We start from the raw sequence: 15,678 nt of genomic DNA, 5'->3' as shown, positions 1-15,678 counted from the left end.
GTTAGTTTATGTCATTTAAAAAGCTGTTGTTATTACTGCTGATCGTCGCGCTGTTTATCAGTGCATTTGTGTTTGATCTGACACAGTATTTGTCTTTGGACGTATTGAAAGAGCAGCAACAGCAGCTTAATTCGTTGTTTGCCCAGAACCCTTTCGCAACATTTGCGATTTATTTTGCGATTTACGTTATTTCTACGGCACTTTCGCTGCCCGGTGCGACGGTATTAACATTAGGTGCTGGCGCAATATTTGGGTTTGGCTGGGGTCTGCTGTTGGCAAGTTTTGCGGCCTCCTTTGGCGCCTTTTTATCGTTTTTAAGTGCGCGTTTTATTTTGCGTGATTGGGTACAGGCTAAATTTGGCGAGCGGCTGGAGGCGATCAATCGCGGTATCGAGCGCGATGGTGCGTTTTACCTGTTGAGTTTACGGCTGGTCCCCCTATTCCCGTTTTTTGTCATCAACCTCGTCATGGGGCTCACGCCGATTAAAGCCTGGACCTACTATTGGGTGAGCCAGGTGGGCATGTTACTGGGCGCGGCCGTTTACATTAATGCCGGCACTCAGTTGGCGCAGATCAATAGCCTGGGGGATGTCGTGTCGGCGGACCTTATCGGTGCCTTTGTATTGCTCGGTATTATGCCAATTGTCGCTAAGTTTATTCTAAGCATCGTCAAGCGGCGGAAGGCATTTAAAGGCTACCACAAGCCGAAATCGTTCGATAACAATATGGTCGTTATTGGTGCTGGGTCTGCCGGGTTAGTCAGTGCTTACATAGCGGCGGCGGTGAAAGCCAAAGTCACGCTGATCGAGCGCGACAAAATGGGCGGCGACTGTCTGAATACCGGTTGCGTGCCGTCGAAAGCGCTGCTGCATGCCGCTAATGTCGCCCAGCAAACCCGTAACAGCGAACATCTTGGGGTCAAGGCTGATAATGTGCAGGTTGACGTTAAGCAAGTGATGCAACAGGTACGAGATGTTATCGGTAAAATCGAGCCCCATGATTCGGTCGAGCGCTACGAAAAACTCGGTGTTAATGTCGAGCTCGGCGATGCGCGTATCGTGTCGCCATGGGAAGTCGAAATAACCCAAAATGGCGAGACGAAAACCATAACCACCCGCGCTATCGTGGTTGCGACCGGGGCGCGCCCGTTAATCCCGCAATTTGAAGGACTGGATAATGTCGATTACCTGACTTCCGATAATGTGTGGTCGTTGCAGGAATTGCCTAAGCGATTGCTGGTGCTGGGTGGTGGGCCGATTGGCTGCGAACTGTCGCAGGCCTTTCAGCGGCTCGGCTCACAGGTCACCCTAGTGGAGATGGCGGATCGTATTTTAAGCCAAGAGGATCAGGACTCGGCCGAATTGTTAGCTCAGCAGCTACAAAAGGATGGTATTGACTTAAAAACCGGTCACAAAGGCAAGCGCTTTGAACAGCACGACGGCGAACATGTATTGGTGGCCGAATACAACGGTAAAGAACAGCGGATACCGTTCGACCGGGTGTTGATAGCACTGGGCCGTCAGGCCAATGTTAGCGGTTTTGGCCTGGAAGCGTTGGGCGTTGAAACCGACCGTACCATTAACACCAACGAGTTGCTGCAAACCAATTACCCAAACATTTACGCCTGTGGCGATGTGGTTGGTCCCTATCAATTTACCCATGTGGCGTCACATCAGGCCTGGTATGCTGCGGTAAATGCGTTGTTTGATCCGTTTAAGACCTTTCGTGTTGATTATTCGGTCATTCCCTGGGTAACGTACACCTCGCCGCAGGTGGCGAACGTTGGGCTGACCGAACAGCAAGCGCAACAACACAATAAAGAATATGAAGTGACGACTTATGACTTCGGTGAGCTGGATCGGGCGATTGCCGATGACAGTGCCTACGGTCGTGTTAAGGTGTTGACCGTGCCGGGCAAGGATAAGATTTTGGGCGTGAATATTGTCGGACCTTATGCCGGGGAGTTGTTGGCAGAATACGTACTGGCCATGAAACACGGCATTGGTTTGAACAAAATTTTGGGTACCATTCACAGTTACCCAACCCTGGCCGAAGCCAATAAATACGTGGCCGGCGAGTGGAAACGTGCGCATGCCCCGCAGCGGGTGCTGAACTGGGTCGAAAAATTTCATCGCTGGCGCCGGAGCTAACATGAGAGGGTGGTTATTGTGTTTGATCGTTATTGCGAGCCTGTTGCCCGCCGTCAGTCTGGCACAGACGCAAACCGTGTATTTTTACGCCTGGGGCGGTAACCCGGCGGTCAATGACTATTTGCGCTGGGCTGCAACCGAGTTGCGTCGGCAGGATATCGAGCTGCGTCATGTCAAAGTCGCTGACATTGCCGAGGTGGTAAAACAACTGACGGATGGTCGTAGCAATGCCGATTTGTTGTGGATTAATGGTGAAAATTTTCACGCTTTAAAGGCCGCAGGGAAGCTTTACCCAGTCGCTGATAAGGTCAGCAATCTAAGTCAGGTGAGCAATGAACTGAATTGGCGCACGGACTTCGGTGAGCCGGTTGACGGCTTGGAAGTACCCTGGGGACTTGGGCAATTCTATCTGTTGAGCTGCAACGAGTGCCTTATCGGCGATGCCGTATCGGCCGAACAATTGCTGCTGTACGCTGAGCAACATCCCGGCACCATCAGTTATCCAAAGCCTCCAGAGTTTCACGGTACCACGTTTCTAAAAGCGTTATTGCTGTCGCTGAGCGAAAACCATGAGCCGTTCCAGCAACCGGTGACTGAGGTCGATGCCGATGCTTTAACCCGACCGCTCTGGAATTATCTCGAGCGATTGCACCCCTTGTTATGGCAACAGGGTGAAAACTTCCCTGCTTCGGCCGCTGAAATGCAAAACTGGTTTGCTAATGGTGTCTTACATATTGCTGTAAGCTTTAACCCGAACGACGTTCAGACGCTGGTGAATCAAGGCCGGATTCCGGCGCAAACGCAGCGGGTGATACTGGGTGAGGCTGCCATAACCAACCATCATTACCTGGCGGTGCCGACAACGGCGAAAGCGAAACCGTCTGCAACTCAAGTCATTAATTTTCTGCTGAGCGAGAAAGCGCAGCGTCGTAAGGCGCAACTCGACGGCTGGGGCGATCCGGCGGTAATCCGTTTGAGCGCTGATGACGAAACCGAGCGGTTACCGGTGGCGGCCGATTTTCATGCCAGCTGGCAAGCGTATCTGGAGCAGGCGTGGTCAGAGCGCTTTCAATAACGGTACTACTGCTGCTGGTCGGGTTACCGTTGCTGGCGGCGTTGCCGGCACTGCAGTGGCCGTCCGCGATGACACTGGCGCCGTGGCTGAACGCGCTGATGCAAACGTTGTTGGTGACGTTACTGAGTACCTTGGTGGTGACCTGGCTGAGCCTGTCGGCGGCGCGGACGTTGGCAACAAGCCGATGGTTCAGTGCACTGAGTGTGTTACTGGCGACTCCGCATGTTGCTTTCGCGGTTGGTGTGATGTTTTTGTTCAGTCCCAGTGGCTACCTGGTGCGTGTTATTGATGCCCTGAGTGGTTGGCTACCGGTGCCGGCAAACGGCTGGCCCTTGCCGGAAAAGTCACTGCTCACGCTAACCGTCGTGCTGGTGCTGAAAGAACTGCCCTTTCTGCTCTTGATGATCGCCACCCAGCTTAAACAGTTGCCGCTACAACGCTGGTTGCTGCAGGCTCAGAGTCTGGGCTGGTCGGCAACCCGAGCCTGGTGGTGGCTGATTGTTCCTGAGCTGTTGCAACGGCTGAAGTTGCCGCTGGCGGCGATCATTATTTATACCGTTTCGGTGGTTGATATCCCTTTGTTGCTGGGGCCTAACGCGCCGGGCTTACTCGCGGTGGTTGCGTTTGAACAACATTACCAATGGGCGAATACGGAAGCGGCGGCCATCGGCGTATGGCTATTGATCCTGGCCGGTGCGGTGTTGCTGCTGGCGGCGACGGTTACGGTAAACGGCTATCAGCGACTGGCGGACCGCGCCCGGCAAGGTCTGGTGAAAACCACGGCTTCGCGCTGGCGCCGGCTACTGGCCGGCGGTGGTCGCCTGCTCACCCCGACGCTGGTGATAGTGTCGTTATTGGTGGTACTGGCACTGTTGCTGCATAGCCTGGCCGGCAGTTGGTTCTATCCGGCGCTGTTGCCACAACAATGGCAACCGCAACGTTGGCTGACAGAATGGCCCCATCTGGCGCCGTTACTGTGGGACACATTCTGGCTGGCGTTGCTGACCGGACTGTTATCCGTTGCCGCTGCGGTTGCGGTACTTGAGCATCAGCGGCAACGCGGACAACGGCAGCTCAACGTCGTACCGCTACTGCTGTTGCTGTTACCACAACTGGTACTGGTGCTGGGCTGGCAACACCTGCTGGGGCAGGGCTCGGAGGGTCCGCTGTTGCTGTGGGCGCATGTCGCGTTTGGCTTCCCTTACGCCTATCTGGTTCTGCACGGCGCTTGGGTCAATCTGAGTCAACGCTGGCTTTATCAGGCACAAAGTTTAGGCTACAGCTACCGCCGAGCCTGGTTTACACTGGTGCCCGGGATGATGCGAGGACCGTTATTAACCGCGTTTGCCATCGCCTTTTCGGTGAGTATTGCGCAATACCTGCCGACACTGTGGCTGGCCGGCGGCACCGTGCCAACCTTAACCACCGAAGCGGTCAGCATTGCGTCCGGCGGCGACTGGCGGCTGGCTTCGTTGTACGCGCTGATGCAGGCGCTGTTGCCGCTGCTGGTGTTATCGCTGGTGATGTTCATGCAAACCCGACAACGAGGTACCGATGTCAGTTACTGATGCCTTACGAATACGTTCGCTGATGATTACTCGTCGCCAGCAACCGTTGGTCAGCATTGACCGGCTTGACGTTGAGCCCGGCGAAATCGCCACGCTCATCGGCCCCAGCGGCAGTGGTAAAAGCACCGTGTTGCGCTGGATATTGGGCGAACCGTTAACCGATTTCGACGCCAACGGCGAACTTTGGCTGGGCCAACAACGTATTGATGAGTATCCCATTGAGCGGCGACGTATCGGACTCATGTATCAAAAGGGCGACTTATTTCCGCACCTTAGCGTGCTGCAAAACCTGATGTTTGCGCTCCCGCGCGCAAGCCGCAGTGAGCAACTGCAGCGCGCCGCACACGCGCTCGATGCGGTCGGGCTGCAGAGCAAAGCTGAGGCGATGCCAGCCGAACTCAGCGGTGGAGAACAAGCGCGCATCGCGCTGGTGCGCTCGTTACTGGCCGAGCCGCGTGCGATTTTGCTGGATGAACCTTTTTCGGCGCTGGATACCCAACTGCGTCAACAAATTCGTGACTGGACCTTTGCGCAAATAAAGGCCCGTAATATCGCTGCGGTATTAGTCACACACGACCCGGCCGATCACGGTGACGGCCCGTTGCTTGAACTGGGGAAACACAATGATTGATCCGCTGCTGACACCGGTAACGAGGCAGTTGCTGCATGCGCCCGCCGGCTGGCTTATCCGCCGTAACATCAATGCTGATCAGGTCACCCTAGGCGGATTTTTTGTCGGTTTGCTGGCGTTGCCGGCACTGGCCTGGGAGTACTACACGCTGGCGCTGTTGTTCATTCTGCTGAACCGGCTCGCCGATGGGTTGGACGGTGCGGTGGCACGACAGACAAGACTCACCGATGCCGGTGGCTATCTGGACATCGTGCTGGATTTTATGTTTTACAACGCCGTGGTACTGGGCTTTTTAATCGCGGACGTATCGCAAAATGCCATCGCTGCCGGGGTGCTGATGCTAACCTTTACCGGTACCGGCTCGACTTTTCTGGCGTTTGCCGGTGTCGCTGCCAAGCGCGGCATTGATAATGTCAGCTACCCAAACAAGTCGCTGCATTATATGGGCGGATTAACCGAAGGTTTCGAAACCATCGTCGCCTTCATCGCCTTTTGCGTATGGCCGCAGCACTTCGCAACGCTTGCCTACGTGTTCGCCGCGGCTTGCTGGATAACCGCCATCACACGCTTGTGGAGCGGCTACCGAACATTGAAAATGACGGATAAACACTAAGCTGCAGAGGTTTTCACCGCTGAGGGCGCGGAGAACCGCAGAGAAAAGACCTTTAATGGAAAACCCAATGGGTTGGTTTTTTTGTTGGGTTGATGCTGTGTGCCTGTTGTCACCACCGCGGTTGATATCATGAGAGGGGCTGGTGGTTTTACAATAAAAAAACCTCCGCGCTCTCTGTGCTCTCTGCGGTTAAAGGGTTAAAGGGTTAAAGGGTTAAAAGGGGTTAATGGAAACGATAGTTCGACTGACGATTTTTGTGACGGTGCTGGCGTTGATGATCGGCTGGGAGTTGTGGCGGCCGAAACGACAGTCGCGCTATACCCGTTGGCAGCGCTGGCCGGCGAACCTCGGTATTGTTGCCATTGATACACTGATCGCGCGTCTGGCGGTACCCGCAGGGGTCGTCGGCGCGGCGGTATGGGCACAACAGCAGGGCGTGGGCTTGTTTAACGTCGTTAGCTGGCCGCTCTGGCTGGAAGTAGTACTCAGCTTCTTGCTTTTCGATATCGCCATTTACTGGCAACACCGCGCTTTTCACCGCATTCCCATTCTATGGCGTTTGCACCGGGTGCATCACGCCGATCCTGACTTTGACGTCACCACCGGCCTGCGTTTTCATCCGCTTGAGATCCTCCTCAGCCTCGGCATCAAAGCGGCGGTTGCCGTTGCCCTCGGCGCGCCGATATTGGCCATTATCGTGTTCGAAGTGGTGCTGAATGCCTGTTCCCTGTTTAATCACGGCAATGTGGCGTTGCCACCGAAATGGGAAGCGCGGGTAAGAAAAGTCTTAATTACGCAGGAATTGCATCGCATCCACCACAGCAGCGTAAAGCAGGAAACCAACTCCAATTATGGTTTTAGCGTGAGCTGGTGGGATCACCTGTTTAACAGCTATACCGACCAGCCCAGCGCCGGTTCTGACCACATCGACATCGGCCTCGAACACTATCGGGACGGTAACTTGACCACGCGTTTGTGGGGGCTTTTACGCATTCCTTTTAAATAATGGCGTTGCCGCACCCCGTATAAATAGGCTGGTCGGACTTTCTATTTTTTATGCTTTATGGTAAGACTCGTAAACGAAATGTTAACAATATGAGTCGTTTAGCATGGAAGATAAAGCGGTACGGTTAAGGAATAACGTAAAAGTCATCGGAACCGGGTCGCCGACGCTGCTGTTTGCGCACGGCTTTGGCTGCGATCAGAGCATCTGGCATCAGGTTGCGCCTGCATTTCATGACCGCGCTACGGTGGTGACCTTTGATTACGTCGGCAGCGGTGATTCTGACCTGAGCCAATACGATGAACAGCGTTATCAGTCGCTCAGCGGCTATGCGCAGGATTTAATCGACGTCGTTAACAGTCTCGAGTCCGAGCACTTGATCCTGGTTGCCCACTCGGTCAGCGGCAGTATCGCAACCCTTGCCTATCCGGCCATTCGGCAACGGCTTAAGCACATCGTCATGCTTAACCCGTCACCACGTTATCTTCACGATAAACCGCATTATCAAAGCGGCTTCGACCGCGAAGACGTTGATCAACTGATGGTCATGATGGAACAAAACTTTTTTGCCTGGGCGCAGGGTTTAGCACCGCAAGTGATGGAAAACCCGGAACGCCGTGATCTGACCGAACAGCTGACGCGTCAGTTTAGCGCCGGTGAACAGCGCATAGTACGAGCGTTTGCGCGGGCGACCTTTTATTCCGATGTGCGCGCCGAACTGGCGCAGGTTGATTGCCCGGTAACCGTGGTTCAGGCCAATAAAGACATCGTGGTACCGCAACGGGTGGCGGAGTACACCGTGGCTCAGTTGCCTAAGGCCGAGCTGACGGTGATAGATGCCAGGGGACATTACCCGCATGTCAGCGCACCGGCCCAGGTGATTGCGCAAATCGAACGAGTGCTCAACCAGGCTACGGTGCCCTTATGACCGATTACTTGACCGACTGGCCTGGTTTGGCCGTGCGGATAGCGCTGGACGGGCGCATCATGCATGAGCTGAGTCCCGAGTTTGCGGCGTTGCTGAAACGTACACCAGAGCAACTCATCAATACCAGTCTGGACAATGTTCTAACCGCGGCCTCGCGCCTTTACTACTTATCCGCCATCGACATCAAGCTACGTCAGCGCCAGAACTGCGAACAACAAACCTTATATTTGAACACAGCTCAAGGCTGTCGGCCGTTTATTGTGTCAGCACACTCGCAGGATAACGACACCGCATTACTGATACTGATGCAGGCCGATCAACATCTGGCGCTGCAACAGCAATTGATCCAGGAACGCAAATACACCGAAAGCCTGAACCGGGAACTGAGCCGGCGGGAGCAGCACTTACGGAATGAACGTAACAAGCAAAAAGCGCTACTGGAAAAGCTCGAAAACACCAATTATGAACTGCTACAAACGGAGAAGCTGGCGGCGCTTGGGCAACTGTCAGCGGGTATTGCCCACGAAATCAACAACCCGGTCGGTTACATACAGTCCAACTTGAACAGCCTCAGTCATTATGTGGAAAAACTGCTCAAGGTACTAACGGATAACGCTGAGGGTCTGTTAAAGCAACGACTGCAACAGGAAAATTTCGAGTTTATTGCGGCTGATTTACTGGATTTGCTGCAGGAAAGTCAACAGGGCGTCGCGCACATCACCTCAATCACCTCAGCGCTGACGCAGTTCGCGCGGGCGCCCGGTAACGTCGAGCAATGCAATGTGCACGAACAGATCAATACCACCTTGCGGGTGCTGCATAATGAGATTAAAAACAAAGCCCGTATCCAACGGGACTTTAATGGCAGTCCGCTCAATATTGCCTGCGATCCGGCTCAGTTTAATCAGGTGATGATGAATCTGCTGGTGAATGCGCTGCAAGCAATCAATCGATTTGGGCAGATCACGATCCGTACCGGTGTCGTCGAGCAATTTGTTTACATCGAAGTAGCCGATAATGGCGAGGGCATGAGTGAAGAAACCCGCAAGCGCGCGCTGGAACCATTTTATACCACCAAGCCCGAAGGCGAGGGCACGGGTCTCGGTCTGGCACTGGTTTATAACATCGTACGCAGACACTTGGGTAAATTAACCATCGACAGTGACGTCGGTAAGGGAACATGTATTGGCGTGTGGTTCCCGTTGGCACAGGAGTGTAATCATGGCAAACAACTCGAATAACGGCATAAACATCGTCGCACGCGGTTACTGGTTTGCACTAACCTGTCTCTGCTCGATCTGGGGCGGCTTGTTAAGTTTTGGGCTGACTCTGAACTTGTTCAGTGTATCCAGCCGCTTATCCCTGACTGACGGTTTGCTAACGTTGCTGCTGGCGGTATTGGGATGGGCGCTGCTGCTCAGTTCGCGGTTGCGGATACGATTAACGGCGATGCGACGCTGGTACTGGCGCGGTCTGGCGCTAATCAGTGCGGTTGCATGCGCTGCGTTTTTGTACCAGGGATTAAGCTCAGATTTGCTGATTTACCGCGCCGTTATTGCGCTACAACTGGCACTGGGGTTTTGGTTGCTGCCTTACCTGAACAGCGGCTACAGGGATCAGCAGGATAACATCTGGTTATGGGCTTACCTGACGCTGGCGTTATTACTGGCGTTTATCTGGCTACACGTGGTGAACCAACCGTTGCAGGGGAGTGACGGCTTATACGACTCGTTGCCCGGACTGTTTCTGGTGATGGCGTTTGCCGGCCTTAGCCTGATTGAAATCATGCGACAACTGTTGTTGGCTTATGTCACGCTGCTGCACTCGCGTCGGGCCACTGATGTGGCGATGAATGATCGTCTAATGAGTTTGCCATTGGCGGCGTTGGTGGTGCAGAGCGATGGAAAAATCGTTAACAGCAATGCGCTGGCGGAGCGCTGGATTGCGGCGCAGAATAGTCGTCTGCCCGGCCGCAGTATCGACTGCTGGTTGAGTGATGCCGACTGGGACGTCTTACGCCAGCAACTAGTGCAGCAACAACCCTCCGATCGTAAGCCGATGCGCTGGCACGGCAGTTGGTTAAGCGACGGCGTGAAATTACCGGTAGAGCTGTTGATCAAACGCTACAACGGTCATTGGTTAATGATCGTGAACGATCGTACAGAGTATGCACAGATCGAAGCGGAACGTGACCGTGCATTAAGGTCCCGCGACAGTCTCGCATACATTATTGATCAGCATTTACAGGAACCGGTTCAGGTGGTGCTGACACAACTGCAACAATTCGACAGCAATGTCGAGCTGGATCCGCAGACGACCACTCTACTGCAACAAACGCAAAGCAGTATTCGCCACTGGCAGCGCTTGCTGCAGGAAACCCAGGCTTATGCGTTGTTAGACAATCACCAACCGCAACAAAGACGCTGTGACTTAAATGAAATCACGCATCAGGTGGCGCTGGAATACCATGAGCGGCTGCAGCATTTGCGGGCAAATCTGGACATACAGGTTGCCGAGAGCGCGACGGGAGATGCCGGGTTGTTGTATGAGCTGGCCAAACAACTCATCAGTAACGCGATCAAATTTAGATCGCCGACGCGGCGACTAAAAATCACTGTCTACACCCAGTCTGTCGGCAACGGTAAAGTTGCCTGGTGCTTTGCCGATAACGGCAGGGGCATGAAAAACCAGCAATTAAAAAGGATGTTAAGACCCTTTAACCGCGGTGATGAAGCCGATGCCGAGGGCATCCCAGGCAGTGGCATGGGGCTGGCTCTGGCAGAAAAAATAGTTGACATACATCACGGAAAACTGATGATAGAGACCGCTGCAGAACAGGGCTGTGTGATAAAGGTCCTGCTGCAGCAGGCCAACGACGGGACAAAAAATGACTTCTGATACCTTGCTACTGCAGTTACTCGAAGATATGCCGACAGCTGCCTTACTGGTGACGCTGGAACGACGCATTCTGTATGCGAACCCGGCGGCTGAGAAACTGCTGCAGCAAACCGACAGCGAACTGTGCGACAAAATTCTGCCACTGCAGTTAACTGAAGACGCGTTACTGGGTAACACCGGACAGCTGGAATTACCCAATGGCAAGCAATTGCCGGTTCGACATTTTAACGTTCCCACCGTCTGGCATGGTAATACCGTACGGATGGTGCATTTAGAAGATGTTTCTGCCGTGCAGGGGCTACAACAGCAACTGTCGGATCTGGTCAATTATGACAGTCTGACCGGCCTGCCGAATCGCGGTTTGCTGGAAGATCGTCTGAAACAGGCGTTTTCGTTCGGACAACGTAATAAAGGGGTATTGGCCGTTGTATTTTTTGATTTGGATGGCTTTAAACCGATCAACGACACGCTCGGCCACGAACTCGGCGATCGCCTGCTAAAGCAAGTGGTTGAACGGCTGCGGTCCTACATTCGGCCGAGCGATACGCTGGCCCGTCTCGGCGGGGATGAGTTTGTATTGATATTGCCGGATCTGTCGCATATCGGTGACGCCGCGGCGGTGACTGAGCGCATGTTGCAGTCGGTAGCGGAGCCATTCGAACTCGACAGCAACGAGCTACACATCAGCGCCAGTGCCGGTATCGCCACCACCGAGCTTTATGATGAAGATCCGCTGCAGTTAATCCGCCAGGCCGATATGGCCATGTTCGAGGCCAAGCGCCGGGGTCGTAATCAGTACCAATGGTTTGACCAATCACTGGATACCCGCACGGTAAAATCGCTAAAAATTCGTAATGCACTGCAGTCCGGCATTGAGCAAAAGCAGTTTGAACTGCACTATCAGCCGCAGTTCGATCTGCATAATAACGACGTGGTCGGGGTCGAATCTCTGGTGCGCTGGAATCATCCCACCATGGGCATGATTTCGCCGGCCGAGTTTATCCAGATTGCCGAAAATACCGGTGAAATCGTGCGTCTGGGGCGCTGGATCTTGCGGCGTGCCTGCAAGGATTTCGTGCAATTGAAGCAACAGATGCCAAACAAGGCAACGGTATCGGTTAATATCTCGGCAATCCAGCTACTGCGCCATGAATTCGTCGACGAAGTGGCGCAGGCATTGCGTGAAAGTGGCCTTGATGCGCGCCACCTGGTGCTCGAAATGACGGAGTCGGTGTTGGTTGAATATCCACAGCTGATCAGCGAGAAATTGGCGAAATTGAATCAGCTTGGTGTCAAACTGGCGCTGGACGACTTTGGTACCGGATACTCCAGCCTGAGTTACCTCAAAGACCTGCCGGTTAGCTGGGTTAAGATCGATCGCAGTTTTATCACCGAACTCACTCACGACAGCCGTGACGCGGCCATTACCGAAGGCATCATTTCAATGGCTCATCACCTGCAACTGGAAGTGATGGCGGAAGGTGTGGAAACCACCGCCCAGCGGGATTACTTGCGGCGCAGCGGTTGTGATGCCATGCAGGGCTTTTTGATGGCTAAGCCAATGCCTAAACCGCAACTGGACAAGTTTTTGAGTCAGTATCAGGCATCCATCAGTACCGACGAGCCGAGTTCAGAAGCGACCGTCATGATTGTTGACGACGAGGAAAACGTGAATAAATCGTTGCGGCGCTTACTGATGCGAGATGGCTACCATATCTTGACCGCAAACTCGGCCAATGAGGCGTTTGATTTATTGGCCCAGCATAACGTGGACGTGGTTATTTCCGACCATCGTATGCCGCAGATGCAGGGTGTCGAGTTTTTGACCCATGTTCGTTCCATGTATCCAAACACACAACGTATTGTGTTGACCGCTTATCAGGACGAAGAGGCACTGGCGCGGGCGCTGAACGAGGGTGAGGTATTTCGCTTTTTGACCAAGCCCTGGGATGATGAAACCATCCGCCAATCCGTAAGAGCCGCGTTGCAAGGATAACATTGAGCGGCGCGAGCTTGCCCAAGACCGTGGCTTTTTGGCATAATCGGCGCCGGCAAGTTCCCGTAGCTCAGTAGGATAGAGCAGCCGCCTCCTAAGCGGCAGGTCGCAGGTTCGACTCCTGCCGGGAACGCCAGTTATCGGTTATTCCGCCGGTATAACCCAATCGTTGACCTGGACATTGGTAAGAATGCCCGGGCCGGACAGCTCGGCCACCGCGGTGTTGTGCTGAACCTGGGTGACTTCTACGGTAAACTCACTGACCTGCCATTTCTGCCGATAAATCCCTTCATTGTCGACAAAGTTAGACGGGTGAATAATTTTTAGCTGATCGCCGACGCGAACGCCGTGGTGTGAGCCTAAGTTAAATTGCACCAGGTTATCCTGTTGCCATACCACCCGACCACGAGTTGGTTTGCAACGTAACTGGTCACGAACGCCAGCGGCGAGATCTTCGATGCCGGTCATGAGCGCAGCGCCAAACGGGCGATCCCAGAATTCGCTGGCGGCAACATCAACGGTTTCATTACGCTGATAATTCCAGCTTTCGACGTCACTGACCCGCGCGCGGGTAAGCAGTTCGCCGCTGCTGGCGTTAAGCAAATACAAGGTCAGTGCGTAGTTACGGCGATAATCAGAGTCAAACAAACCCCAGCCGCGCTGCTGTTCAATCATGGATAAATCATCAAACAGTCCGAACACCACATACTGACTGTCGTTTGCCTTGCCAACCTCGCGTGCCATGGCGCCTAAATGCTCAAGGTTAAGCTGGCGCAGAGCGTTGGTTAAGCCGGTATTCCGTGACAAGGTATGGCTGACATAAATGCGATCGCTGCGTCTGGAAATTTCCCGGGTCAGTCGCTCGGCGCTGACTTTCCCCAACTCCCAGATCTGTCCAAAAGCACCGTGTTCACGATTACTGAGTTCGAACGGAACTACGGTCAGAGCAATCTTATATTTATCGCCGCGACAGGTGTTTTCGCGATTCCAAATTTCAGCTTGTAACAAAATAATGACCCGACCATTGCGAACCTCTTCGCGAAGAATATTAACGTTTTCGACGTCACCGGTTGCGGACACCTGGGTTTGATTGGTACTGAGTACGCCATCAACAATGGACTGGACACTGGAAATCGAACTGCCGGTTATCAACAGCGCTTGTTGCAGCGCGTTTTCAATGGCGCGTTCGCGGGCGGCATCGGTGTCACCGTTAACAATGCGCGCGCTGCCCTGGGCTTCCACCACACGGGCGTCGGCGCTGAAGGCTACCAACAGTACCAGTGAAAAAAGAATGAATTTCCAGTTCATGCATTACCTGCTTGGCGTTTACGTGTTTAGGCGATTATGCAAGTACCATTCCAGTCGGATTCATGACACTGTGTTAATAGTACACAACGCGCTTAATTTTCTGCTGGCGATTGGTGCTTTGGTAGATGCGATGGACTTTTTCGAAATCTAAGCGCAGCTCGGTGGCGTAGTATTCGCCCACGGTGTAGGTGCGAACGACTTCGGCACCGCGAATCACGCCATCAACCGATGACTGAAACGTGTCGTTGGTCAGCGCCCAGTTTTGTACCGAGCTGCCGCCGGCAATGCGTTGCCCATAAACCTGTTCTGCCAGTTCCCGATAAGCCGCCAGTTTGGACGCACGCATCGCGGCCAAGTCTTTATGTTGCTGGCTATCCCCCGGTTGTTCGGCAATCGGCGCATAACCAACCGCCGTTAACACCGGAAATTGATCCGGCGTTTCGGTTTCCCACTCAACGTGTTGCTGATCATACGCCAGATTATAATAGGCGCTGCAGCCCGACAGCAGTAAAGCAGATGCAAGTGCAAAGGTGACCGCTAAGTGTTTCATGACAACCTCATAATGGATTATGCCGATACCTCGTTTGATACTTTGTTTAACGGCCACAGCGCGCAAATCTTTAACCTTTTAAAGGCTGAACTGCTGTAACAATTGAACCACCATCGGGTGTTGAAACGGCCGTTTCAGGGTGATGGCATAGAATTGCTCGTAGACATTCGGCAACTGCAGATAACGACTTAGCTGGCCACTGTTAAGCTCATCCCTTACCACCACGTCCGGAATCACCGCCAGCGCGCCGGTATCGCGGGTCAGCAATCGCAACATGGCCATATCGTCGGCTTCGGCCAGCACAATCGGCTGCCAATTGTATTCCGCGCTGAGCATGTCAAAGGCCAGTCGCAACGACAGGTTTTCCGGCGGTAAAACCCAATGCTGCTTGACCAGCGCCGGTGAATTGAGTTCGGTTATTGCCCGTCCCGGCGGCCCAATCAGCGACACCGGCTGACGTGCCAGCAAACGACTCTGCCACAGTTGTTTGTCACTGCCTCGCACATTGGTGTTGGCCAACGCGATGTCAATTTGGTGATTGGCCAGTTCATTAAACAACTGATCCGGGGTCATCGAATGCAGCCGATAGTGCACTTCTTTTTGGCTAACCAGATCATTAATAAAAGCTTCAACAAAGTTACGCGACATGGTCGAGGCATGGCCAATACGGATGATCGCCGGCTGATCAGAGGCACCTTCTTTGAGCTGTTTCACTAAGCTCTCGCCTTCGGCGAAGATCCGGTCGGCGTGCTGCTTGGCAATATGGCCGGCCTGAGTTAACACCAACTGGCGGCCACGGCGTTCAAACAACGCCATGCCAAACCAGTCCTCCAGTTGTTTAATTTGTGACGATAACGCCGACTGCGACACGTGCAGCTTTTGTGCGGTCTGGGTCAGATGACCGCTGGCGGCCACGTGCCAAAAGTAATAAAGGTGTTTGTAATTCATCCGGGCTCAC

13 protein-coding genes and 1 tRNA gene are annotated in these 15,678 nt (G+C 53.7%); 11 read left to right on the top strand and 3 right to left on the bottom strand.

Annotation, left to right across the window (positions count from 1 at the left end; genetic code table 11):
• Positions 1-8: 8 nt before the first annotated feature.
• The 11 genes from lpdA (at position 9) to CWE23_RS03430 (ending at position 12,998) form a co-directional block, all read left to right on the top strand.
• The gene (gene lpdA, locus CWE23_RS03480) at positions 9-2,150 is read left to right on the top strand and encodes a dihydrolipoyl dehydrogenase (protein WP_126819489.1); all 2,142 of its coding nucleotides are present in this window, start codon (positions 9-11) and stop codon (positions 2,148-2,150) included.
• A gap of 1 nt (position 2,151) precedes the next feature.
• Positions 2,152-3,225 carry an ABC transporter substrate-binding protein gene (locus tag CWE23_RS03475; RefSeq protein WP_126819488.1) on the top strand — a complete coding sequence of 358 codons (1,074 nt, stop codon included), beginning with the start codon at positions 2,152-2,154 and terminating at the stop codon, positions 3,223-3,225.
• Positions 3,204-4,793: an ABC transporter permease family protein gene (locus CWE23_RS03470; RefSeq protein WP_126819487.1), complete on the top strand. Its 1,590-nt coding sequence runs from the start codon at positions 3,204-3,206 to the stop codon at positions 4,791-4,793. Before CWE23_RS03475 ends, CWE23_RS03470 begins: the two co-directional genes overlap by 22 nt.
• A complete protein-coding gene (locus CWE23_RS03465) occupies positions 4,780-5,424 on the top strand; it encodes an ATP-binding cassette domain-containing protein (protein ID WP_105305802.1) in 645 nt (214 codons plus the stop codon). Before CWE23_RS03470 ends, CWE23_RS03465 begins: the two co-directional genes overlap by 14 nt.
• Positions 5,417-6,037 carry a CDP-alcohol phosphatidyltransferase family protein gene (locus tag CWE23_RS03460; RefSeq protein ID WP_126819486.1) on the top strand — a complete coding sequence of 207 codons (621 nt, stop codon included), beginning with the start codon at positions 5,417-5,419 and terminating at the stop codon, positions 6,035-6,037. The genes CWE23_RS03465 and CWE23_RS03460 overlap by 8 nt, the downstream gene beginning before the upstream one ends.
• Before the next feature lie 226 nt (positions 6,038-6,263).
• On the top strand, positions 6,264-7,043 hold the full coding sequence (locus CWE23_RS03455) for a sterol desaturase family protein (RefSeq protein WP_126819485.1): 780 nt from the start codon (positions 6,264-6,266) through the stop codon (positions 7,041-7,043).
• A 103-nt stretch (positions 7,044-7,146) separates the two neighbouring features.
• Positions 7,147-7,968, top strand: a complete 822-nt coding sequence (locus tag CWE23_RS03450; protein WP_126819484.1) for an alpha/beta fold hydrolase — start codon at positions 7,147-7,149, stop codon at positions 7,966-7,968.
• Entirely contained in the window at positions 7,965-9,209 is a 1,245-nt protein-coding gene (locus CWE23_RS03445) for a sensor histidine kinase (protein WP_126819483.1), read from the top strand. Before CWE23_RS03450 ends, CWE23_RS03445 begins: the two co-directional genes overlap by 4 nt.
• The gene (locus CWE23_RS03440) at positions 9,190-10,866 is read left to right on the top strand and encodes a sensor histidine kinase (protein ID WP_126819482.1); all 1,677 of its coding nucleotides are present in this window, start codon (positions 9,190-9,192) and stop codon (positions 10,864-10,866) included. Before CWE23_RS03445 ends, CWE23_RS03440 begins: the two co-directional genes overlap by 20 nt.
• Positions 10,856-12,862: an EAL domain-containing protein gene (locus CWE23_RS03435; RefSeq protein ID WP_126819481.1), complete on the top strand. Its 2,007-nt coding sequence runs from the start codon at positions 10,856-10,858 to the stop codon at positions 12,860-12,862. Before CWE23_RS03440 ends, CWE23_RS03435 begins: the two co-directional genes overlap by 11 nt.
• 59 nt (positions 12,863-12,921) lie before the next feature.
• Positions 12,922-12,998, top strand: a tRNA-Arg gene (locus CWE23_RS03430).
• 8 nt (positions 12,999-13,006) lie between these two features.
• On the opposite strand, the gene CWE23_RS03425 is transcribed toward CWE23_RS03430, so the two are convergent.
• From CWE23_RS03425 to CWE23_RS03415, 3 genes are all read right to left on the bottom strand, one after another.
• On the bottom strand, positions 13,007-14,170 hold the full coding sequence (locus tag CWE23_RS03425) for a flagella assembly protein FlgT (RefSeq protein ID WP_126819480.1): 1,164 nt from the start codon (positions 14,168-14,170) through the stop codon (positions 13,007-13,009).
• 73 nt (positions 14,171-14,243) lie between these two features.
• Positions 14,244-14,720: an LPP20 family lipoprotein gene (locus CWE23_RS03420; protein WP_126819479.1), complete on the bottom strand. Its 477-nt coding sequence runs from the start codon at positions 14,718-14,720 to the stop codon at positions 14,244-14,246.
• Positions 14,721-14,798: 78 nt separating this feature from the next.
• The gene (locus CWE23_RS03415) at positions 14,799-15,668 is read right to left on the bottom strand and encodes a LysR family transcriptional regulator (RefSeq protein WP_105305811.1); all 870 of its coding nucleotides are present in this window, start codon (positions 15,666-15,668) and stop codon (positions 14,799-14,801) included.
• Between the last annotated feature and the right edge of the window lie 10 nt (positions 15,669-15,678).

The organism is Idiomarina aquatica, from assembly GCF_003987185.1.
Classification (GTDB): Bacteria; Pseudomonadota; Gammaproteobacteria; order Enterobacterales; family Alteromonadaceae; genus Idiomarina; species Idiomarina aquatica.
The sequence above is the reverse complement of the archived record's forward strand: the minus strand, read 5'-3'. Positions and strand labels throughout refer to the sequence as shown.